The sequence below is a fragment of the Limnobacter sp. genome, from assembly GCF_046297615.1.
Taxonomy (GTDB): Bacteria; Pseudomonadota; Gammaproteobacteria; order Burkholderiales; family Burkholderiaceae_B; genus Limnobacter.
On the sequence record NZ_JBKBHM010000002.1, the window covers coordinates 337,168 to 358,183 of the forward strand.

The window sequence follows — 21,016 nt, forward strand, 5'->3', positions numbered from 1 at the left end:
TTGTAGCTGGCCATGGCACTTCACACAAACCTTCCGATTTACAAGGTGACCTACGACCTACTGGTTGAGGTCACCGATATCGTCAAAAACATGCCGCGCGACTTTAAGGCCTCGATTGGGGCCAAGATTCAGCTTGAGTGTGTTGAATTGATGGTGCTGATATTTCGGGCCAACGTGGCCACTCACAAAGCCCAATACTTGGGCGAGTTGATTGAACGCTTGCAAGTGACTGAGCTGCTGCTCCGAGTGTCCAAAGACAAGAGGTTCATCTCAACCGGCCAGTATGCAAAGGCAATTGACCTGACCAACCAAATCGGGAGGCAGGCCAATGGCTGGCGCAAAGCATCCGTTTGAACGCCAGACGCTCGAGGGTCACGGCCCTTTTGACAGTGCGACTTTGATTGATCTGGTCTTGCCGCTGCCCCACCAGGGCACCGCCATGCACAGCACAGAAACCGCCCACACCAACCGGGGAAGGTCTGGTGCAGTTTCCGCCTTGATCACGGATCGAGGCGGCGACGTAGATAGCAGGAACCAGTCTGCACGCGAGGCATATGCCTGGATCCAGAACTTCAACAATGGAAACCAGAACAACAACTGGAAGAACAACAACAACCGCGCCCGTGCGGTCCGCAGCTCAAAACAAACGGAAGACCCGCCCTCGTTCCGGGAATTGGTCGAGGCGTATTTTGAATGCAGAAAGGGCAAGCGCAACAGCGACACTGCGCTGGCCTTTGAAGCCAACCTTGAGCGCAACCTGTGTGCACTTCATGCGTCGCTGATCAACCGCACGTACACACCAGGTCGCTCGATTTGTTTTGTGATCACCCGCCCCAAGCCGCGCGAGGTTTGGGCCGCTGAATTTGAAGACCGGATTGTCCATCACCTTCTGTACCGACGCATTGGTCCGCGCTTTGAGCGAAGCTTCGTTGCCGACTCATGCGCGTGCATCAAAGGCAGGGGGACACTGTATGGCGCAATGCGCCTTGAAGCCAAAGTGCGATCAATCACCGAGAACTGGAGCAAGCCCGCGTTCTACCTCAAGTGCGACTTGGCCAACTTCTTTGTAACGATCAACAAAGCCATTCTGATGCAACTGCTGGAAGCGAAAGTGACTGACCTATGGTGGCACTGGCTGACCATTGAAGTGCTACTGAACGACCCACGCATCGATGCGCGCAACCACGCAAACCCAAAGACGGCGGGGCTGGTACCGAAGCACAAACGCCTGGGCAACCAGGACAAAATCCACGGCCTGCCCATTGGCAACCTATCCAGCCAGTTTTTTGCCAATGTGTACCTGAACGAACTGGACCAGTTCGTGAAACACCAGATAGGTGCCAAGCATTACACCCGGTACGTGGACGACTTCGTGCTGTTGCATGAAAGCGCCCAGTGGCTCAATGCCGCAAAGACAAAGATTGAATGGTTTTTGGCCGAACGCCTGCAAGCCAGATTGAACCCTAGTAAAACCATTTTGCAGCCCATAGAGCGCGGTATCGACTTTGTTGGCCAAGTGATAAGGCCATGGCACCGGACCACCCGCAAGCGCACTGTGAACGTGGCTTTTGATCGAGTACAGAGGGTTGCGCCTGAGGATCGGCGCGCAACAGTCAACAGTTACTTTGGACTGATGCGCCAAGCCAGCAAGAGCCATCACGTTCGCAGCAGGCTGGCCAAGGTTGCACTGAAGCATGGCCATGCTGTTGATGGCGGACTTACCAAAGCTTTTGAGAGGAAGCCAAAATGAGACTATCGCCGCAAAAACTTTATGAAGCAACGGGCCGCATCCGTCAGTCTGCTCAGGCACGATGGTTTAAAGAATACTTGGGCGTTGATGTCCCCCGCGACAGGCTGGGCCCAATCATAACCGAGGCGGCTTACGAAGACCTTGTCAAAAAGCGCTTGGGCGTTCTACAGTTACCCGCCAATCCCGCAGCCCGGGAGCACCCAAAGGTAAGGTTGTTGGCTAAATCATCATGAACCGACGAAGAGAAAAAGGCCGTTCGCTTTCTGGCTCTCGGATTTATGTGCGTAGGGGGAAGTATCAGTACTTCGCTCCAGAACCGATTTTCAACGCTGCAACGGGCAGAACGACGCGGTGGGTAATACTTTGCCCAGAAAGCGCAGGCGAACTTCAAGCCCGAAACAAACTGGCTGAGTTACTTGGGCACATCAAGCCCGCTGGCGGTCGAGGTAACTTCCCGATCTGGTTTGACAAATGGCGCACTACAATCATGATCAAACGCACCAACGATGCCCCCAAAGACCCTGCCAGAGCGAAAATTTGGGACGATGGCACTAAAGGACTAGCATCAGTTCTCAAGAAAATTGAGGATGCATTTGCAGACTTTGACGTTGATGAGGTCCAGCCGTCAGACGTCGCCGAATTTGTGGATCAATGGGAAGGCAGAAGGTCAGCTCAGTCATACAAGGGGCACATCACAAAGTTCTACGCTTGGGCAAATCGGCGGGGTATTTGCAACATCAACCCCGCGCGCGAGGTCAGCGTTGAAAAACCGGCGGACCGCGATGTTTACATAACTCATGAGCAATATCACAAAATTCGGGACGCTTTGCTCGTGGGCAAAGACAAGCGCCCCACCCGCTCAGGCCCGATGGTTCAATGCTACATGGACTTGCTTTACCTGCTCTACCAGCGCGGAACCGAGGTCAGACTGCTTCGATGGGACCAAGTGACACCAGAAGGCATAACCTTCAAGCCATCAAAAACAGAAAAAAGCAGTGGTATTAAAGTGATGATCCCCATGACCAGTGCGCTTCAAGAAGTTTTGGATCGAGCAAAATCGGCTGGAAAAATGCGCAGCATGTATGTAATTCACACCGAGCATGGTCAACCATACACAGCCCACGGCATCGGAAGTGCGTTTGATCGAGCCAAAGAGCGTGCAGGGATTTCAGGTGTGACTTTGAAGGATGTGCGAGCTAAAGCGGCAACCGACGCCAAAGACCAAGGCTACTCGGTGCAAGAGATTCAGGTTGCGCTGGCCCACACCGACCAAAGCACCACTAGAGGGTATGTTCGCAGCCGTGAAGTGCCGGTCAGCGCGGTGAATTTGGCGCTACCAAAAAGGTGATTTTTTGCAGAGTATTAGCCGTTCGGCTAACTTCAAAGCAAAAAGGGCCTAGGTTGTTACACCTAAGCCCTTGATTTTATTGGTCGGAATGAGAGGATTCGAACCTCCGACCCCTTGCACCCCATGCAAGTGCGCTACCAGGCTGCGCTACATTCCGAAGAAGCGAGATTATATACAGGTTTCGCTTAATCTTGAAGCGCGGCGCGCAAATTCAGCAATTGTTCTTTCAAAACCTCGCGGTCGATCAGCACGGGCAAAGGCTTGTCGTTGGCCGGTCCGTTCTTTTCTTGGTCAAGGCGGTTTCGGGCACCGTTGATGGTAAAACCGTGCTCGTACAGCAGTTCGCGAATGCGACGGATGAACAGCACCTCATGGTGCTGATAATACCGACGGTTACCGCGCCGAGTGATCGTCTTGAGCTGGGTGAATTCCTGTTCCCAGTACCGCAACACGTGGGTTTTCACCCCACACAAATCACTGACCTCACCAATGGTGAAATAACGCTTGGCCGGGATGGGTGGCAAGCTGGCTGTGGGGGCAACCTTGGCGTGATCAGTGGGTTTTTGCATGGGCAAATGGTGCGGCGGTTCAATGCAGTCGGAACGATTATTCAACCAAAGCCTTCAACTTTTGGCTGGGATGGAAGGTTACCACTCTGCGTGCAGCAATGGGAATTTCCTCCCCTGTTTTAGGGTTGCGACCTGGCCGCTGGGGTTTGTCACGCAATTGGAAATTGCCAAAGCCGGACAACTTGACCGACACACCGCCTTCGAGCGTGGTACGGATTTCATCAAAGAAAGCGTCCACGAAGTCTTTGGCCTCACGTTTGTTCAGGCCAAGGCTGTCGAAAAGCATTTCGGCCAGTTCGGCCTTGGTCAGGGAGCCGGAAGCCAGTCCGTCCTCGATCAGATCCTGACGTTCATCACGCGCATTATTCACAACAAAGGACTCGCTGTTACGGTCATCATTCAACACAACTTGTTCCACAGAAGAATTCCTTTCCATACTCAGTTCAACGCAAACGAGCCGCGCAACGCTGCTCGGCTTGCTCAATCATCGCTTTCAGACAGGGTTCGAGATCAGCGTCGGTCAGGCTGCGGTCCATGGCTTGCAAGGTGAGCCTGAAAGCCAAACTTTTTTCATTTGCTTTCAACCCTTTACCTTCTTCCTTGGGCACAAATTCATCAAACAGAATAACCGATTTCAACCACTCGGGGTTGCTGATCTTTGCATCCGTTAGTGCTTTTTTCAGGGTGCCTGCTGCCACGCCCTGCTCCACCACAAACGCCAGGTCGCGAATGACGGCAGGTTGTTTGGAGATGTCGCGATAAGCCGGCAACTTGCTGCCCAAAAGGGCATCCAAGGCCAACTCAAACACCACGGGTGCCTCAGGCAATTCACTGGACTGGGCCAGACGGGGGTGTAACTCCCCCACAAAACCAATCACCTTGTTGTTCACCCACACCTGCGCACTGCGGCCAGGGTGCAAGGCAATGTGTTGGGCGTCAGCAGGAAACGGCTTGAAGTCCACCGCTTTGCCAGCCAACAGTTGTTCAAGGTCGCCTTTCACATCGAAGAAATCCAGAGGACGGTTGTTTTGCGCGCCCCACTGAAGGGTGTCCGCCAAGCCATAGGCCAAACCGCCAAGCTTCCAGGTTTGCATGAAACCGGCAACAGTCTGCGGGCCATCGCCCACCTTGGCATTGCGCTCAAACACTCGGGCCACTTCGAACACCCGCAAACGGTCCACCCGATGCCCAAGGTTGTGCTTGAGCACGCCGGTGAGGCTGCCAATCAGGGTGGAGCGCATCACACTCAAGTGGCTGGCAATCGGGTTGATCAGCTTGACAGGGTTTGCATTCGCATTGAAATCGGCTTCCCACTGCTCTGGCGTGAAGCTGTAGCTGACCACTTCCTGATAGCCCAAGGCGGCCACCTGGCGTCGAACCGCATGGCGGGTGCGCTTGGCTTCCGGCGCGGGCAACATCTTGATTTTGCCCACAGGCGGACGCAGGGGCAGGCTTTCGTAACCCACCACGCGTATCACCTCTTCAATCAAATCTTCTTCAATGGCAATGTCGAAACGGTAAGAAGGGGGGCTCACCACATACGACAGTGCATCGCCCTGCCCCTGCACCTCAAACTTGAAACCCAACTGGTGAAACACAGTCTCCACCTGGGCTTGGGTAAAGGGCATACCAATCACACGTTCGGCGCGTGCATGCCTCAGGGTAACCGGCTTGCGCTCTGGCAGGCTCACGGTTTGAGCCTGAACCGGACCGGGCTTGCCACCGCACACCTCAAGAATCAGCGCGGTAATGCGTTCAAGGTGGGCTTCGATGTTGTCGAAATCCACGCCACGCTCAAAGCGGTGAGACGCTTCCGACGAAAAATTCAGTTCGCGAGCCCGGCCCACAATGGCATCGGGGTGCCAAAAGGCCGCTTCCACAAAAATGCGTTTGGTTTGTTCATTCACAGCCGTGTGGTCGCCCCCCATGATGCCGGCCAGCGCCTCTGGGCCATCGTCGTCAGCAATCACGCCCATGTGGGGCTTCAAGGCCACTGTGGTGTCGTTAAGCAACTTCAGGCTTTCGCCCTCACGGGCCCAACGCACTGTCAGGCCACCCTGAACCTTGTCCAAGTCGAACACATGGCTGGGGCGCCCCAGTTCGAGCATCACGTAGTTGGAAATGTCCACCAGTGCATTCAAGCTGCGCTGGCCTGCGGCCTCGAGCCGCTCAACCATCCACTGCGGAGTACTTGCGGTGTTGTTGACGCCCTCAATCACACGGCCCACAAAACGGCCACACAAGTCGGGCGCTTCGATGGTGACCGGCAAGGTGCTGCTGGTCACAGCAGGCACCGCCTCAAAAGACGGTGGGTTCAGGCTTGCACCGGTGAGTGCGGCCACCTCGCGCGCCACGCCCCACACGCTCAAGCAATCAGCCCGGTTCGGGGTCATCTTGAGCGTGAACTTCATTTCATTCAAACCCAACAATTCCCGCACATTGCCACCCACCGGAAACTCCGCGTTCAGCACCAGCAGGCCATCGACGTCGCTGGGCACACCCAGCTCTTTGCCGGAACACAGCATCCCGCCACTGTCCACGCCGCGCATGGTGGTGGGCTTGATCTTGAAGTCACCGGGCAATACCGCGCCTGGCAAAGCACAAGGCACATTCAAACCTTCAGCCACATTGGGTGCGCCACACACGATTTGACGTACATCGCCGGGGCCCACCTCAACCTGACACACGCTCAAGCGGTCCGCATTCGGGTGTTTGTCCTTCTTGATGACTCGGCCCACCACCACACCCGAAAACTCGGGTGCAAGCGGCTCAAGTTCTTCAACCTCCAACCCAGCCATGGTGAGCTTTTCACCAAGGTCATGGGTTTGAAGGTCAGTATTCACCAAGGATTTCAACCAAGATTCCGTGAATTGCATGGTGGGTATCTACTCAAAAATTAATTGAATTGCTGCAGAAAACGGATGTCGTTTTCGTAGAACAGGCGCAGGTCATTGATGCCATAACGCAGCATGGTTAGCCGGTCGGGGCCAACGCCAAACGCAAAGCCGGTGTACTGCTCGGGGTCAATGCCCACATGGCGCAGCACGTTGGGGTGCACCTGGCCTGCCCCTGCAATTTCCAGCCACTTGCCCTTGTTGGGGCCGCTGGTGAAGGCCATGTCAATTTCAGCGGAGGGTTCCGTAAACGGGAAGAACGAGGGCCGGAAACGGATGGTGAGGTCATCGGTTTCAAAGAACGTTTTCAGGAAATCCATGAACACGGCTTTCAGGTCAGCAAAACTCACCCCTTCGTCGATCCACAGGCCTTCCACCTGATGGAACATGGGCGAGTGGGTGGCGTCGCTGTCCACACGGTAAACCCGGCCCGGCGCAATGATGCGGATGGGCGGTTTGTTGGTTTGCATGTAGCGCACCTGCATAGGCGAGGTGTGTGTGCGCAGCAGGTTGCCGCCTTCCACATAGAAGGTGTCGTGCATGGAACGCGCCGGGTGGTTGTCCGGGGTGTTCAAGGCTGTGAAGTTGTGAAAATCGGTTTCGATTTCAGGGCCGTCAGCCAAGTCAAACCCGACAGAGGCGAAGATGGTTTCGATGCGTTCCAGTGTGCGCATGGCGGGGTGCAGGCCACCGGGGCCGCGCTGGCGGCCAGGCATGGTCACATCCACGGCCTGAGCAGCCAGCTTTGCATTCAGTGCAGCATTGGCCAGTTCCTCGCGCTTGCCGTTCAGCACCGCCTCAACCTGCTGCTTAAGCTGGTTAATTTCCGCACCACGGGTTTTCTTTTCTTCGGGTGTCAGCGCGGCCATGCCTTTGAGCAGCTCAGTCACCTTGCCTTGCTTGCCCAGGAACTGAGCTTTGATGTTTTCCAGGCTGGCGGAATCGGTGGCCGCCGACATGGCTGTTTGCGCCTCAGTGAGGAGCGCGGTAAGCGATGCATCCATGGTGTATTTGAGCGTGAAGGTTGGCTTGAAACAGAACCCTGAATTGTACTGGCGCAGAAAAGAAAACGGGGCCCGAAAGCCCCGTTTTCATCTGGTTTTTGAACAACTTACACCGGCTTATTCAGCCGGGTGCAGTTTGGCTGTTCCAATCAGCCTTGAGCAGCGCGAACCTGACCCACGATGGCAGCGAAAGCAGCCTTGTCAGTCACGGCCAAGTCAGCCAGTACCTTACGGTCCAGACCGATGGCGGCCTTTTTCAGGCCGTTGATGAACACGCTGTAGGTCATGCCGTGTTCACGCACTGCGGCGTTGATACGGGTGATCCACAGAGCGCGGAATACGCGCTTCTTGTTGCGGCGGTCACGGTATGCATATTGACCAGCACGCATCACCGCCTGTTTGGCGATACGGAATACATTGTTGCGGCGACCACGGAAGCCTTTGGCTTGGTCGATGACTTTTTTGTGACGGGCGCGGGCCGTTACACCACGTTTAACGCGAGGCATGTTTCACTCCTTCCAATTATGCGTAGGGCATCATGTCGCGAATGCGTCCGATATCGGAAGCATGCACGGTTTGCATACCACGGAGCTGACGTTTGCTCTTGGTGGTCTTCTTGGTCAGAATGTGGCGCTTGAACGCGTGGCCACGCTTGATCGATCCGCTTGAGCGGACCAAGAAACGCTTGGAAGCGCTCTTTTTGGTCTTCATCTTGGGCATCTGGGTGCTCCTGAATGCTGCGTGCAGGTGATTCCGGTCAAATGGAATACTTGTAAGACCTGATTCGCAAAATGTGCTGGTTAGTGGGTTGCCACAAATCAGCCTTGCCAAATGAAATCGGCAAGCCCGCGATTATAACGCAAACTTGCCGATTTGTGCAAACAGCCTTGAATTGGCTTACTTTTTCTTGGGCGCGATCATCATGACCATTTGCCGCCCTTCAAGCTTGGGCATTTGCTCGACTTGACCCAACTCATCCAGGTCTTGCCGCACACGCTCCAGCAGACGGGCGCCGATTTCCTGGTGCGCCATTTCACGCCCACGGAAACGCAGGGTCACCTTGCACTTGTCGCCTTCTTCCAGGAAGCGGGTCAGGGCCCGCAGTTTCACCTGGTAGTCGCCATCGTCGGTACCGGGACGGAACTTGATTTCCTTGATCTGCACCTGCTTTTGCTTGGACTTGGCTTCCTGGGCCTTCTTCTGCTCTTGGTAACGGAACTTGCCGTAATCCATGAGCTTGGCCACCGGGGGCGCTGCCTGCGGTGCAATTTCGACCAGATCTACATCATTCTCTTCGGCCATGCGGATGGCTTCCAATGTGCGAACGATGCCCAGTTGCTCACCTTCTATTCCGATGAGACGCACCTCGGGGATACGGATTTCCCCGTTGATGCGGTGTTTCTTTTCAGCGACGATGTTGTGCCTCTTTTACTCTGAGTTGACGAATCAGGCCCTTGCTTCAATGTCAGCCAGTACGCGTTTGGCGAACTCATCGACAGGCAAGGTGCCCAGGTTTTCATTGCCGCGCAAACGCACGGCCACCGCGTTGGAATCGCGCTCTTGATCGCCAATCACGGCGATAAAGGGCACCTTCTGAAGCGTGTGCTCCCGGATTTTACGATTGATCTTTTCGTTTCGCAAATCCGCCTCTACGCGAATGCCTTGTTTTTTCAGCGTTTCCGCCACAGTTCTGGCGTATTCATTGTGTGCATCGGTGATGGTGGCCACCACCACCTGAACCGGTGACAGCCAAACCGGCATGGCACCCGCGTGGTTTTCGATCAGAATACCAATGAAACGCTCCATGGAACCGACGATGGCCCGGTGCAGCATGACGGGGGCCTTGCGGCCATTGTCTTCGGTCACGTACTCGGCGCCCAAGCGGCCGGGCAGCATGAAATCCACCTGAATGGTGCCGCACTGCCAGGACCGGCCAATGCTGTCTTTCATGTGGTATTCAATTTTAGGGCCATAAAATGCCCCTTCACCCGGCAATTCGGTCCATTCCACGCCGCAGGCACGAAGCGCTTCGCGCAGGGCATTTTCAGCCTTGTCCCACACGTCGTCAGTGCCCAGGCGCGCTGCGGGGCGCAGGGCGAGCTTGACCGCGATGTCGGCAAACCCGAAGTCGGCATACACCTTCATGGCGACCTGGTTGAAGCGGGTCACTTCTTCTTGCACTTGGTCTTCGGTGCAGAAGATGTGGCCGTCATCCTGAGTGAAACCGCGTACACGCATGATGCCATGCAAAGCACCTGAGCTTTCGTTGCGGTGGCAGGCACCAAATTCACCATAACGCAGGGGCAAGTCGCGGTAAGAGCGCAAATCGCTCTTGAATACCTCGATGTGGCCCGGGCAGTTCATCGGCTTAAGGGCGTAGTCGCGCTTTTCCGACTCGGTGGTGAACATGTTGTCTTTGTAGTTCTCCCAGTGGCCGGATTTCTCCCACAGGCGACGGTCCAGAATCTGTGGACAACGAATTTCCTGATAACCACCGTCGATGTACACGCGGCGCATGTACTGCTCCACTTGCTGCCAAATGGTCCAGCCTTTGGGGTGCCAAAACACGAGGCCAGGCGCTTCGTCCTGCATGTGGAACAAGTCCAATTGCTTGCCCAGCTTTCGGTGGTCGCGCTTTTCAGCTTCTTCCAGGCGGTGCAGGTAGTCGGCCAGGTCTTCTTTTTTGGCCCAAGCGGTGCCGTAAATCCGCTGCAGCATTTCATTGTTGGAGTCGCCGCGCCAGTAAGCCCCGGCCACCTTCATCAGCTTGAAATGCTTCAACTTCCCAGTGCTGGGCACGTGTGGGCCACGGCACAGATCAATGAACTGGCCTTCCCGGTACAGGGAAATTTTTTCATTGGTGGGAATACTGGCAATGATTTCCGCTTTGTAAGCTTCGCCTTGAGCACGGAAAAACTGAACAGCGTCGTCGCGGTCCCACTCTTCCCGGGTGACCACTTCATCCAGCTTGGCCAAATCACGCATCTTGTTTTCGATGGCTTCCAGGTCTTCTGGCGTGAAGGGGCGTTCAAATGCGAAGTCGTAGTAAAAACCGTCTTCAATCACGGGGCCAATGGTCACCTGGGCTGAAGGGAACAGGGTTTTTACTGCGTAGGCCAGCAAGTGGGCTGTGGAGTGGCGGATCAGGTCCAGACCATCCACATCTTTTTCGGTGATGATGGCCAGGCTGGCGTCTTCGCTGATGGTGTGGGAGGTGTCTACCTGCTTGCCATTGACCGTACCCGCCAGGGCCGCTTTGGCCAAGCCAGGGCCGATGCTGGCGGCCACTTGGGCCACAGTCACAGGCTGATCGAAGACGCGTTCAGATCCGTCGGGCAGGCGGATAACAGGCATAGCTTTTCCCTTGAAATCAACGGCGGCACAGTGGCCCGGTTCAATGGACAAAAAAAAAGTGCGGCGTGTCAGGTCGCCGCACTCTTCACGCTTGTTCAGCTTCAGCAATTCAACCACGCTGCCGGGTAATCCGGGTTGCGTGGTAGGCGCGATTGGACTCGAACCAACGACCCCCACCATGTCAAGGTGGTGCTCTAACCAACTGAGCTACGCGCCTGCGCTGAAAGACCCGTGATTCTACAGGATAGGCCGCGTTTGTCAAATGGCTAAATGCTCAAGGGGTGGTTGAATTTGCGATGGCCAGCAAAGCCCCTCTTGCGATACCCCGTTGGTTTTGTCCGGTTTCATGAGGCCGGGCAAATTGACAAAGTTTCTGACAACAAATATTGTCACACTGCACACTGGCAACCAAGAGTGTCAGTCAACAACCATTCAGGGACACACCATCATGATGAAAGTCACCCCCCAATCGTTTGAAACCATGCGCAAGCTCATCGGCGGCTTCTGGATTGTAGTTCCAGCCTATTTGCTGCTGAGCCTGATCATGCCCGTCTTTTTGATTCTGGCAGGCTTGCTGTTGGTGGCCCACACCCTGGAGCTGCCCATTGCCTTCTTGCGATTGAAAGGCCAGAACGTCAAACCCACTGAGGTGGTGTCCAAAACATTGCTGTATGGCTTTACCTGGTGGCTGCCCAAAAGCATGGAAGGCCGTGCCTGAGGCCCGCGCCGAACCAGGGGCAGCATCCTGATCGAAAGAAAGACCGCTGAGGCGGTCTTTTTTTTGGTCTCGCTGTCAAAAAACATTCATCCGTCTGTCACAGAGTGGTCAAAGTGCCGGGGTGTAATGCGTGCATGAACAAAAACAAAGAACACCTTATGCGCGCAACAGGACCTTGGATGACAGGCTTCGCCCCTTTCACGGGGATGACAGACACCACCGACACGCCGGCCACCACAGGGGATGACGAAGGCGCCAAGCACCATTACCGCACCATCTGGCTGTCCGACATTCACCTGGGAACGCCGGGCTGCCAGGCTGATGCCCTGCTCCACTTCCTGCGACACAACGAATGCGACACCCTTTACTTGGTGGGTGACATCATCGATGGCTGGCAGTTGCGCAAAGGCTGGTACTGGCCACAGTCCCACAACGATGTTGTACAGAAGGTGCTGCGCAAGGCGCGCAAGGGCACTCGGGTCATTTTCATACCGGGCAACCACGACGAGGCCGCTCGGCAGTTCTGTGGCCTGACCTTTGGTGACATTCCGATTCTCGACCATGCCGTGCACACCACGGCTGATGGCAAGCGCCTGTGGGTGGTTCACGGCGATGAATTCGACCAAGTGGTGCGCTACGCCAAGTGGCTGGCCTACTTGGGCGACACGCTATATAACGCGGCCTTGGCCTTGAACAGGGTGTTGAACAAGGTTCGCATTAAATTGGGTTATCCGTATTGGTCGCTGTCGCAGTACCTGAAGCAGCAGGTGAAGAATGCCGTGAACTTCATTCTGGAGTTTGAACATGCCCTGATTCACGAAGCACGGCACCGGGGTTTCGATGGTGTCGTCTGCGGCCACATCCACAAGGCGGAAATCAAGGAAGTGGACGGCCTGCTGTACTGCAACGACGGTGACTGGGTCGAAAGCCTGACTGCCTTGGTGGAACACCGCCACGGGCAACTGGAAATCGTGCACTGGCCGCACAGGGACGCTACACCCCAAACCACCAAGGCGATTGCCGCCGAATCGACCGCACGCCTGGAGGGCTGAGTATGCGTATTCTGATTGCCACTGATGCTTGGCACCCACAAGTGAACGGCGTGGTTCAAACCCTGACGCAGTTGTGCCACCAACTTCAAACGCTGGGGCATGAGGTGAAAGTGATTCACCCGGGCATGTTCAAGACAGTGCCCTGCCCCACCTATCCAGAAATTCGCTTGGCGCTGTGGCCATGGGGTGTGGTCAGCAAAACCCTGAAGGACTTTGCCCCGGACGCCGTGCACATCGTGACTGAAGGCCCGATTGGCCTGGCGATGCGGCTGATTGCCCATGCCCGGCGCCTGCCTTTCACCACTGCGTACCACACCCAGTTTCCAGAGTATGTGCAGGCCCGCTCGGGTATTCCAGTGCGCTTCACCGCTGCTGTGCTCAACTGGTTTCACCGGCCTGCCCAGCGCGTAATGGTGCCCACATTGAGTGTCATTGCCACCCTGAAAAGCCGGGGACTGAACAATTGCGTGTTGTGGCAACGCGGTGTTGACCTTCAACGCTTCTCACCCATGCCCAGCGACACGGACAGACACCTGAGCTACAACCCCAAGGCTTTGGCCCAGGACGAACCCGAAGTGGTGAACGTACTGCGCACGCTGCAAGGGCTTCCCCAACAGGGGCCTGTGTTTTTGTATGCAGGCCGCGTGGCTGTAGAAAAGAACCTTGAGGCGTTTCTGGAGCTGGACTTGCCAGGGGAAAAATGGATTGCTGGTGATGGCCCCGCCCGCAAAGCGCTGGAACGTCAGTTTCCCGAGGTTCGCTGGTTTGGAATGCAAAAGCATTCAGCTCTGGCCGAAATTTACAAGCGGGCCGATGTGTTTGTGTTCCCCAGCAAAACAGACACCTTCGGCCTAGTGCTTCTGGAGGCCATGGCGTCGGGATGCCCGGTGGCTGCCTTCCCGGTGCATGGCCCCATCGACGTGGTGGGCGACTCTGGCGCCGGTGTACTTTCAGACAACCTGCGCATGGCGGCGCTGTGCGCGCTGGACATTCCCCGAGAGGTGCCCCGGCAGCACGCAAGCGGCTTTAGCTGGTCCAACTGCGCCAGCCAATTCCTGGGCCATTTGGCACCGATCAAGAAACGAAAAGGCTTGCAGAAGGTGCAAGGGCGCACCGCCGCTCAGGAACACTGAACCCCCACGCCGGACGGCCCTGCGGTTTGCCTGTGCCTGAATTGCCTATAATAGGCGCCATTCAGAACAACAGAACCGTACTCTCTCAGGAGCAAAACACGTGGGATTCCTTGCAGGTAAAAAAATTCTCATCACCGGTTTGCTGTCCAACCGGTCCATCGCTTACGGCATTGCCGAGTCCTGCCACGCTCAGGGCGCGGAATTGGCCTTTACCTACCAAAATGAGCGTTTTGAGCAGCGCGTGCGCGACATGGCCGCCGAGTTTGGCTCAAACCTGATTTTCCCGCTGGATGTGGCTGAAGACGCTCAGATTGAAGCGCTGTTTACCGACCTGGCCAAACAGTGGGATGGTCTGGATGGTTTGGTTCACGCCATTGGTTTTGCCCCGCGTGAAGCGATTGCAGGTGACTTTCTGGATGGGTTGTCTCGCGAAGCCTATCGCATCGCCCACGACATTTCGGCCTACAGCTTTCCGGCCCTGGCCAAAGCCGCCTACCCCATGATGCAAGGCCGCGAAGGTGCTTTGCTCACCTTGAGCTACCTTGGCGCTGTGCGCATGGTGCCCAACTACAACACCATGGGTTTGGCCAAAGCTTCGCTGGAAGCGTCTGTCCGTTATCTGGCTGAAAGCCTCGGCCCCAAAGGCATCCGCGTCAATGGCATTTCTGCTGGCCCCATCAAAACCTTGGCAGCCAGCGGCATCAAGGGGTTCAGCAAAATTCTGCATGCAGTTGAAGAAGCTGCGCCCTTGCGTCGCAATGTGACCATTGGCGATGTGGGCAATGTGGCCGCGTTTATGCTGTCGGACTTGGCGCGCGGCATTACTGCTGAAATCACTTACGTGGACGCAGGCTACAGTGCAGTGGTGTCCGGCATGGCAGAATAAAGGGGTCTTCATTCACCAGGGCGGTATTCGGTGAACACCCAATTGCACGGCAATCAACCCATGGGGGCGAAGGCATCAAAGCCTGCGCCCCTTGTTGTATCTGACCTGCGCCACAGTGCTGGCGACCTACTTTTGTTTGACCAGTTGGCACTGCGTGTTGACGCAGGCCAATCGGTGGCCATCATTGGTGAATCGGGCTGTGGCAAATCCTCGTTGCTGCATGTTTTGGCAGGGCTTGAACCAGCCGACCAAGGGGATGTTCAGTGGGGCCTTCCGGCTGGGTTGACCTCGCTCAGCGGCTTGAAACCAGCCGCTTTGGCCCAGGCCCGGCGGCGTCATTTGGGCTTGGTGTTTCAGGCCTATTATTTGATGCCGCACCTGTCAGCCCTCCAAAACGTGTCTTTACCGTATCTGCTGGACAATCAGCGCCCCGACTTTGCGCGTTGTCAACACCTGCTCAAAGCCATGGGGCTGGCCGACAAAGCGGAGCGCTTGCCGCGTCAACTTTCAGGTGGCGAGCAACAACGGGTGGCCATTGCCAGGGCGCTGGCATTGAACCCGGCATTGGTGTTGGCCGATGAGCCCACAGGCAACCTGGATGAACACAACGCTTCTCAGGTGCTGGACGTGCTTGTCGAAACCTGCGAGCAGGAAAATGCGGCATTGGTGATGGTGACGCATTCAAGCATTGCTGCTGCGCGCATGCAGCACTGTTTGCGGCTGGCAAACAAACGGCTGGAAACGGTTAAATTGGCGCGGACCTGACAACCCATGCGAGCGCGTTTTCGGTTACATGTCTTGCTGATGCAAGGCGCCGTGAAGGACCACCCAATTCGTTGGCTGGTAACCGTGTTGTCCATCGCACTGGGTGTGGGCCTAGGCCTTGCGGTTCAATTGATTCACCATGCTGCGCTGGGCCAGTTTGAGGCTGGCGTCCGGCAGTTCTCCGGGCAAGCCGACCTGCAACTCAAACCCCATGCACAGTGGCTCTCCGACACGGTCATCGACAAGGTGGCCGTGCTGGAGGGTGTGCGCACTGCCTCACCGGTGCTTGACTTGCAGGTTCGAATCGCAGGCGTGAATCAGCCGGTTCAATGGCTGGGGCTGGATGCGTTCACAGCCGCTTCGGTCACGCCCAATCTGGTCGGGCAAGCCGATTCCAATCAGGCTGACGGTCTGTCGGTGATCGGTCACAACACCGTGTTTGTCAGCCCGGCCATTCAAGACGCCTTGGGCTCAAACCATGAGCTCGGGGCTGGCCAACTTGAACTGACATACAACGGGCAAATCACAACATGGGTGGTTGCAGGTGCTCTGCCAGCGGCGGGTGCCGGGCAAGTGTTGGCCATGTCAGACATTGCAGCGGTGCAGTCTCGCATTGGGCTTGAGGGCCGCCTGAGCCGTGTGGACATTCAGTTGGCACCCGGCACCGACATTGAAGCATTCAAACGTCGACATTCAGCCCTCATCGAACAATGGGGCCGACTGGAAACCCCCGCTGAGCAAACAAGCCGAGGGGCCACAGTATCGGCTGCATACCGGGCCAACCTGTCGATTCTGGCCATGGTGGCCTTGCTCACCGGGGGCTTTCTCAGTTTTTCAACGCAGATGCTGTCAGTCGCCCAACGCAACCGGCAATGGGCACTGTTGGGGGCCATTGGATCAACACCGCGACAAATGCTTGGCCATTTGCTCATCGAAAGTGGGCTGATGGGTTTGTTGGGCGGGCTGCTGGGCGTGGGTCTGGGTTACGCGCTGGCCCAAGCCATTTTGTCCACCTTTGGGACCGACTTGGGTGCCGGCATGCTCAAAGCCAGCACAGCACAGGTTCAACTCAGTGTCCACGAAGGCGTGATGTACTGCTGTTTCGGTGTCATCAGCACCGTGCTGGGTGGGCTTGTGCCCGCTCGAATGGCTCGGAAATCCGCACTGCCCAAGCAACTGCGCACAGGCTCGGAAGAGGACAGTTTAGGCGGCACACAGGGCCTGACGCGCCTTGGCTTGGCGCTCTGTGGCCTTGCAGCCTTGGCCCTTTTACTGCCAGCCAGTGGACATGTGCCCATCGGCGGCTACCTCTCGGTTGGACTAGGGCTTTTCGGCGGCTTATGCCTGACCGCGTTGACGGTACAGCTTCTGCTTCCGCGTCTGGTTGCCATTCATTCTTTGACTCAACTGGCACGCCACCGCGTCGCCAGCACTCCCCGTTTGTTGGCCGTGGGCCTTTCCGGGGTGATTGCCGCATTTTCACTGGTGGTGGCCATGCATGTGATGATCACCAGCTTTCGTGTGTCGCTGGACCAATGGCTGACACAAGTGTTGCCAGCGCCGCTGTATGTGAAGGCCAATGAACCGGCCACCCAAGGCATTGAAGAAACCACTCAAGCGCTGTTCAACCAAACACAAGGCCTGGACCACAGCGAGTACTGGGGCACCCTGGCGCTGATTCTTGACCCACTGAGGCCGCCGGTGGATTTGATTGTTCGCCCCTTGGACCTGGCGCAAGCCTCGGGGCGTTTGCCATTGACCGGCCCATGGCACAGCAAACCCACCACCTCAGCCGTGCCAGTGTGGATCAGCGAACCCATGGTAGACCTCTATGGCTGGAGGCTTGGCGACACGCCCACCATCCGGCTTGATGAAGGGCAACAGGTTCAACTGGAAGTGATGGGCGTGTGGCGTGACTACACCCGGCAACACGGCGCCATCGTGGTTCCCAAATCGGCCTGGCTTGATGGGGGCTTGCCCGCGCTTCGAGACACTCAGGGGGCCTTCTGGCCACGGGCTGGCACCTCGGTGGGCGACTTGCAACATGACCTGAAGGAAATGGCGGAATCACTGGCCCCAGGGCAATACACCTTCGGCCAGCCCGGAGAAATACGGCAGGCCAGCCTCGACATCTTTGACCGAAGCTTTGCCATCACCTACTTGCTTGAAATTGCGGCAGTACTGATTGGCCTGTTTGGCGTAGCCACCACGTTCTCGGCGTTTGCCCTTCAGCGTCAAAGGGAATTTGCCTTGCTGTCGGCGCTGGGCGCAAGCCAGGCTCAAATGCTGAGCCTGATGACTCTGGAAGCCGCTTGGTCAGCCCTTGTGGCTGCAACCTTGGGGCTGATCATGGGCTTGGTGTTCGCCGCTGTGCTGGTGTTTGTCATCAATCCACAATCGTTTCACTGGAGCATGGATTGGTACACGCCGTGGCTGGACCTGACAGTGATGATTCTCAGCTTGGTGCTTTTCTGCACCGCCACAGTGGCCTTGACCTTGCGATCACGCATTCGCCGTGGCCCGCTGAGCAGCCTGAAGGAGGACTGGGCATGAACATTCCGAGACGCCGCCTTTTGGCCGCCTGCAGCCTGGGGCTTGTGGGATGGACGCTCTACCCGTCCATGGCCTTGGGCAGTGCTCAACACCGTGCCTTTGCACAGCCCACGCCAAAACGAACCCTTCAATGGCCGCAGGACCATGGCCCCCACCCCGACTTCCGAACCGAATGGTGGTATTTCACGGGTTGGTTTGAAAGCCCAACGCTGCCCGGGCCCTTTGGTGTTCAAATCACCTTTTTCAGGTCAGCGCCCGACACGCCGCAACACACCAACAGCCGCTTTGCTCCCACACAGTTGTTGTTTGCCCATGCCGCGTTAGCGACACCCAAAGAAGGTCAGTTGATTCACGCCGACATCATTCGCCGTGCGGGCAGCGGTGGCGCCCAGTTACAAGCCAATCCTGAAGAAGTTTTGAGCATCGCCCTACCCGGCTGGGCCTTGAGGACCAAGGATGGTCAGCTTTGGCATTGCAGCATTGAGCACAACAACCTGTCCATGCGCCTGAGCATGAACACCACACAGCGCCTCTGGATGCAAGGCGATGAGGGTTACTCAAGAAAGGGCCCATTGCCCGAGCAAAGCAGCCATTACGCCACCCTGCCCCACATGCAGGCCCAAGGCCAAGTGCGCATCAAAGGGCAGAATCATCAGGTTAAGGGGACATTCTGGATGGATCATGAATGGTCCAGCACAGTGCTGGCGCCCGAGGCCCAAGGGTGGGACTGGGTTGGGCTGCATGGCAACAAGGGTGAATCAATGATGGCCTTCCGCATCCGCCACAAAGACAGCACACGTCCCCCCATCTGGACGCACGCTGCACTGCGATCGGCAGAAGGGCAAGTGTCCACATTGGCCCCCATCCAATTCGAGAATCAAGGGTTTTGGACCTCACCGCGCACTGGTGTTCAATACCCGGTTCGGCAAACGCTGAAGGTGGGTACACGCCAATGGGCCTTGGAACCGCTGATGAATGATCAGGAACTGGACGCAAGAAGCAGCACAGGCACCTTGTACTGGGAAGGCGCTGTGCGGGTGATGGACGAACATTCACAGCCGTGGGGGCGCGGTTACCTTGAAATGACCGGGTATGATCGCCCCATGAAACTTTGATGCCAACGCCATGACTGAACTGAACAGCCAACCCAACAACTCAGCTTTGCCTGCGCCCGCCTCGGCCGTGCGTACCTTGGGCGGCACCTTGAAGTTGCTGTTGGCACCCCACTGGGCTTGGGCTGCGACCGCACTGCTGGCCCTGCTGACGGGTGCAGCCATGTCGCTGAGCATGCCACTGATGTTTCGGTGGCTCATTGACAGCGGTTTCCTTCAAGGCAAACACCCGGAAGGATTGAATCAGGCCTTTGGCTGGATTCTGCTGTTGGTGGTGGTGTTGGCGTTGGCGTCGGCCAGCCGCTTTTACTTGGTCACCTCGCTGGGCGAACGCGTGTCAGCCGACCTGCGTGACCGAGTTTATAAACACCTTCTCAAACAGCGCCCTGAGTTTTTTGAAACCCTGAAAGTGGGTGAAGTGCTGTCGCGCCTGACCGCAGACACCACCTTGATTCAAACCTTGGTGGGCAGCAGCCTGTCTTTCGCGTTGCGCCACAGCCTGACCACAGTGGGCGGCTTGGTCATGTTGGTGGCCACCAGCCCCATGCTTTCGGGCGCTGTGCTGGCCTTGGTGATTCTGGTGATGATCCCGGTTGTCATTCTGGCCCGGCGAGTGCGCAAGTATTCCCGCGCCAGCCAAGACAAACTCGCCGACAGCAGTGCCTTGGCGCAAGAGGTGCTGAACCAGATCACCACAGTGCAAGCCTTCAATCAGGAACAACGCGAGGCCAACCGCTTCGAGGAATCCTCGCACCGCATGTACGCCACCGCAAAGCGGCGCATCCGAAACCGCGCTGGCCTGCTGTTTGTGGCCATCGGGTTGGCGTTTTCAGGCTTGGTCAGTGTGTTGTGGATGGGCGCAAGGGCTGTGGCCGAAGGCAGCATGAGCGGCGGCGAACTGGCGCAGTTCGTGATGTACGCCGCCTTTGTTGGCGGTGGTTTTGCTGCCTTGTCTGAGGTGCTGGGCGAATTTCAGCGGGCCGCAGGTGCCGCAGAGCGGTTGGTGGAGTTATTGAATTTGAATGTGGTGGTGCCCGATGGTGGCGTGAAAGCCCCCCGCGCGCAAGGCGGCTACCGAATTCAATTCAACCATGTGGAATTTGCCTACCCTTCGTCGCCTACCAAAGCAGTGCTCAAAGGCTTTGACCTGACGATTGAGCGCGGGGAAACGGTTGCGGTCGTTGGCCCTTCAGGGGCCGGTAAATCGACCCTGTTTAATTTGTTGCTCCGCTGGTACGACACCACTGGCGGCACCATTTTGATTGACGGCGTTCCACTTCGTGACATGGACATCCACGACTGGCGAGGACATTGTGCCTATGTGGCCCAGGAGCCCGTCATTTTCTCCGGCACCTTGGGCGACAACGTGCGTTACGGCAACCCGAACGCAGATGAACTTGCCGTACAAACCGCCCTGCGCGACGCTGCGGCCACGGCCTTCGTGCAGCGCTTGCCCGAGGGCTTGAACACCTCGGTGGGCGAAAAAGGCGTACGCCTGAGTGGTGGGGAACGCCAACGGGTTTCGATTGCACGGGCAGTACTGAGGGACGCCGGCCTGCTGTTGTTGGACGAAGCAACCGCCAGCCTGGACGCGGAAAGCGAGCGCCTTGTTCAAGAAGCCATCGACCGCTCCCGGCAAGGCCGAACCACCTTGGTGATTGCCCACCGGCTGGCCACCGTGATGGCCGCAGACCGCATTGTGGTGATGAATGAAGGAAGAATTGTTGAGACAGGCACCCACCGGGAACTGGTGGCGCTGGGGGGGCTGTATGCCAAGCTGGCCAGCCTGCAATTCATCGACGGACAGGCGGACACCAACTGGCTCAACAGTAACTCAGCAACTACACCCCACGCCCAAGGCTAGCGGGTTGCCCAATG

Annotated in this window: 20 protein-coding genes and 2 tRNA genes; 12 read left to right on the forward strand and 10 right to left on the reverse strand. The window is 56.9% G+C overall.

Annotation, left to right across the window (positions count from 1 at the left end):
- The first annotated feature begins 12 nt into the window (after positions 1–12).
- From ACK4FF_RS05615 to ACK4FF_RS05630, 4 genes are all read left to right on the forward strand, one after another.
- A complete protein-coding gene (locus ACK4FF_RS05615) occupies positions 13–354 on the forward strand; it encodes a four helix bundle protein (protein ID WP_409705696.1) in 342 nt (113 codons plus the stop codon).
- Positions 355–439: 85 nt separating this feature from the next.
- Entirely contained in the window at positions 440–1,750 is a 1,311-nt protein-coding gene (locus tag ACK4FF_RS05620; protein WP_409705699.1) for an RNA-directed DNA polymerase, read from the forward strand.
- A complete protein-coding gene (locus tag ACK4FF_RS05625) occupies positions 1,747–1,983 on the forward strand; it encodes a DUF4224 domain-containing protein (protein ID WP_409705702.1) in 237 nt (78 codons plus the stop codon). Before ACK4FF_RS05620 ends, ACK4FF_RS05625 begins: the two co-directional genes overlap by 4 nt.
- Positions 1,984–2,237: 254 nt before the next feature.
- Positions 2,238–3,098 carry a tyrosine-type recombinase/integrase gene (locus tag ACK4FF_RS05630; RefSeq protein WP_409705706.1) on the forward strand — a complete coding sequence of 287 codons (861 nt, stop codon included), beginning with the start codon at positions 2,238–2,240 and terminating at the stop codon, positions 3,096–3,098.
- A gap of 80 nt (positions 3,099–3,178) precedes the next feature.
- Here the strand turns inward: ACK4FF_RS05630 and ACK4FF_RS05635 are convergent.
- From ACK4FF_RS05635 to ACK4FF_RS05680, 10 genes are all read right to left on the reverse strand, one after another.
- Positions 3,179–3,255, reverse strand: a tRNA-Pro gene (locus ACK4FF_RS05635).
- A gap of 28 nt (positions 3,256–3,283) precedes the next feature.
- Complete coding sequence (locus ACK4FF_RS05640) at positions 3,284–3,667, reverse strand: MerR family transcriptional regulator (RefSeq protein ID WP_409705709.1); 384 nt, start codon at positions 3,665–3,667, stop codon at positions 3,284–3,286.
- A gap of 37 nt (positions 3,668–3,704) precedes the next feature.
- A complete protein-coding gene (locus tag ACK4FF_RS05645; RefSeq protein ID WP_409706588.1) occupies positions 3,705–4,103 on the reverse strand; it encodes an integration host factor subunit alpha in 399 nt (132 codons plus the stop codon).
- A 7-nt stretch (positions 4,104–4,110) separates the two neighbouring features.
- Complete coding sequence (pheT, locus tag ACK4FF_RS05650; protein ID WP_409705712.1) at positions 4,111–6,543, reverse strand: phenylalanine--tRNA ligase subunit beta; 2,433 nt, start codon at positions 6,541–6,543, stop codon at positions 4,111–4,113.
- Positions 6,544–6,563: 20 nt separating this feature from the next.
- A complete protein-coding gene (gene pheS, locus ACK4FF_RS05655; protein WP_409705715.1) occupies positions 6,564–7,565 on the reverse strand; it encodes a phenylalanine--tRNA ligase subunit alpha in 1,002 nt (333 codons plus the stop codon).
- A 149-nt stretch (positions 7,566–7,714) separates the two neighbouring features.
- Positions 7,715–8,071, reverse strand: a complete 357-nt coding sequence (gene rplT / locus ACK4FF_RS05660) for a 50S ribosomal protein L20 (RefSeq protein ID WP_409705718.1) — start codon at positions 8,069–8,071, stop codon at positions 7,715–7,717.
- A 16-nt stretch (positions 8,072–8,087) separates the two neighbouring features.
- Complete coding sequence (gene rpmI, locus ACK4FF_RS05665) at positions 8,088–8,285, reverse strand: 50S ribosomal protein L35 (protein WP_409705721.1); 198 nt, start codon at positions 8,283–8,285, stop codon at positions 8,088–8,090.
- Between the two features lie 177 nt (positions 8,286–8,462).
- Positions 8,463–8,981, reverse strand: coding sequence for a translation initiation factor IF-3 (gene infC, locus ACK4FF_RS05670; protein WP_409706591.1), 519 nt, complete (start codon positions 8,979–8,981; stop codon positions 8,463–8,465).
- Between the two features lie 30 nt (positions 8,982–9,011).
- Positions 9,012–10,919 (reverse strand): threonine--tRNA ligase, encoded by a 1,908-nt coding sequence (gene thrS, locus ACK4FF_RS05675; protein WP_409706594.1) that lies wholly within the window; start codon positions 10,917–10,919, stop codon positions 9,012–9,014.
- Positions 10,920–11,059: 140 nt separating this feature from the next.
- Positions 11,060–11,136, reverse strand: a tRNA-Val gene (locus ACK4FF_RS05680).
- 231 nt (positions 11,137–11,367) lie between these two features.
- On the opposite strand from ACK4FF_RS05680, the gene ACK4FF_RS05685 reads away from it, so the two are divergent.
- From ACK4FF_RS05685 to ACK4FF_RS05720, 8 genes are all read left to right on the forward strand, one after another.
- Positions 11,368–11,637, forward strand: a complete 270-nt coding sequence (locus ACK4FF_RS05685) for a hypothetical protein (RefSeq protein ID WP_409705724.1) — start codon at positions 11,368–11,370, stop codon at positions 11,635–11,637.
- A 158-nt stretch (positions 11,638–11,795) separates the two neighbouring features.
- Positions 11,796–12,689, forward strand: a complete 894-nt coding sequence (locus tag ACK4FF_RS05690) for a UDP-2,3-diacylglucosamine diphosphatase (RefSeq protein WP_409706597.1) — start codon at positions 11,796–11,798, stop codon at positions 12,687–12,689.
- A gap of 2 nt (positions 12,690–12,691) precedes the next feature.
- A complete protein-coding gene (locus ACK4FF_RS05695; protein WP_409705727.1) occupies positions 12,692–13,822 on the forward strand; it encodes a glycosyltransferase family 4 protein in 1,131 nt (376 codons plus the stop codon).
- 100 nt (positions 13,823–13,922) lie between these two features.
- Positions 13,923–14,708, forward strand: a complete 786-nt coding sequence (gene fabI / locus ACK4FF_RS05700; protein ID WP_409705730.1) for an enoyl-ACP reductase FabI — start codon at positions 13,923–13,925, stop codon at positions 14,706–14,708.
- Positions 14,709–14,738: 30 nt separating this feature from the next.
- On the forward strand, positions 14,739–15,473 hold the full coding sequence (locus ACK4FF_RS05705) for an ABC transporter ATP-binding protein (RefSeq protein ID WP_409705733.1): 735 nt from the start codon (positions 14,739–14,741) through the stop codon (positions 15,471–15,473).
- Between the two features lie 51 nt (positions 15,474–15,524).
- Positions 15,525–18,026 (forward strand): FtsX-like permease family protein, encoded by a 2,502-nt coding sequence (locus tag ACK4FF_RS05710; RefSeq protein ID WP_409705736.1) that lies wholly within the window; start codon positions 15,525–15,527, stop codon positions 18,024–18,026.
- Positions 18,023–19,141 (forward strand): lipocalin-like domain-containing protein, encoded by a 1,119-nt coding sequence (locus tag ACK4FF_RS05715; RefSeq protein ID WP_409705739.1) that lies wholly within the window; start codon positions 18,023–18,025, stop codon positions 19,139–19,141. Before ACK4FF_RS05710 ends, ACK4FF_RS05715 begins: the two co-directional genes overlap by 4 nt.
- A 10-nt stretch (positions 19,142–19,151) precedes the next feature.
- Positions 19,152–21,002, forward strand: coding sequence for an ABC transporter transmembrane domain-containing protein (locus ACK4FF_RS05720; protein WP_409705742.1), 1,851 nt, complete (start codon positions 19,152–19,154; stop codon positions 21,000–21,002).
- The last annotated feature ends 14 nt before the right edge of the window (positions 21,003–21,016 follow it).

What these genes read in the sequence shown, in the direction of transcription:
- ACK4FF_RS05615 (WP_409705696.1), top strand. Translation starts at nt 13, where the DNA reads ATGGCACTTCACACAAACCTTCCGATTTACAAGGTGACCTACGACCTA.
- ACK4FF_RS05695 (WP_409705727.1), top strand. Translation starts at nt 12,692, where the DNA reads ATGCGTATTCTGATTGCCACTGATGCTTGGCACCCACAAGTGAACGGC.
- ACK4FF_RS05645 (WP_409706588.1), bottom strand. Translation starts at nt 4,103, where the DNA reads ATGGAAAGGAATTCTTCTGTGGAACAAGTTGTGTTGAATGATGACCGT.
- ACK4FF_RS05720 (WP_409705742.1), top strand. Translation starts at nt 19,152, where the DNA reads ATGACTGAACTGAACAGCCAACCCAACAACTCAGCTTTGCCTGCGCCC.
- rplT (WP_409705718.1), bottom strand. Translation starts at nt 8,071, where the DNA reads ATGCCTCGCGTTAAACGTGGTGTAACGGCCCGCGCCCGTCACAAAAAA.
- rpmI (WP_409705721.1), bottom strand. Translation starts at nt 8,285, where the DNA reads ATGCCCAAGATGAAGACCAAAAAGAGCGCTTCCAAGCGTTTCTTGGTC.
- ACK4FF_RS05625 (WP_409705702.1), top strand. Translation starts at nt 1,747, where the DNA reads ATGAGACTATCGCCGCAAAAACTTTATGAAGCAACGGGCCGCATCCGT.
- ACK4FF_RS05685 (WP_409705724.1), top strand. Translation starts at nt 11,368, where the DNA reads ATGATGAAAGTCACCCCCCAATCGTTTGAAACCATGCGCAAGCTCATC.
- thrS (WP_409706594.1), bottom strand. Translation starts at nt 10,919, where the DNA reads ATGCCTGTTATCCGCCTGCCCGACGGATCTGAACGCGTCTTCGATCAG.
- pheT (WP_409705712.1), bottom strand. Translation starts at nt 6,543, where the DNA reads ATGCAATTCACGGAATCTTGGTTGAAATCCTTGGTGAATACTGACCTT.
- ACK4FF_RS05620 (WP_409705699.1), top strand. Translation starts at nt 440, where the DNA reads ATGCACAGCACAGAAACCGCCCACACCAACCGGGGAAGGTCTGGTGCA.
- ACK4FF_RS05630 (WP_409705706.1), top strand. Translation starts at nt 2,238, where the DNA reads ATGATCAAACGCACCAACGATGCCCCCAAAGACCCTGCCAGAGCGAAA.
- ACK4FF_RS05640 (WP_409705709.1), bottom strand. Translation starts at nt 3,667, where the DNA reads ATGCAAAAACCCACTGATCACGCCAAGGTTGCCCCCACAGCCAGCTTG.
- pheS (WP_409705715.1), bottom strand. Translation starts at nt 7,565, where the DNA reads ATGGATGCATCGCTTACCGCGCTCCTCACTGAGGCGCAAACAGCCATG.
- ACK4FF_RS05715 (WP_409705739.1), top strand. Translation starts at nt 18,023, where the DNA reads ATGAACATTCCGAGACGCCGCCTTTTGGCCGCCTGCAGCCTGGGGCTT.
- ACK4FF_RS05690 (WP_409706597.1), top strand. Translation starts at nt 11,796, where the DNA reads ATGCGCGCAACAGGACCTTGGATGACAGGCTTCGCCCCTTTCACGGGG.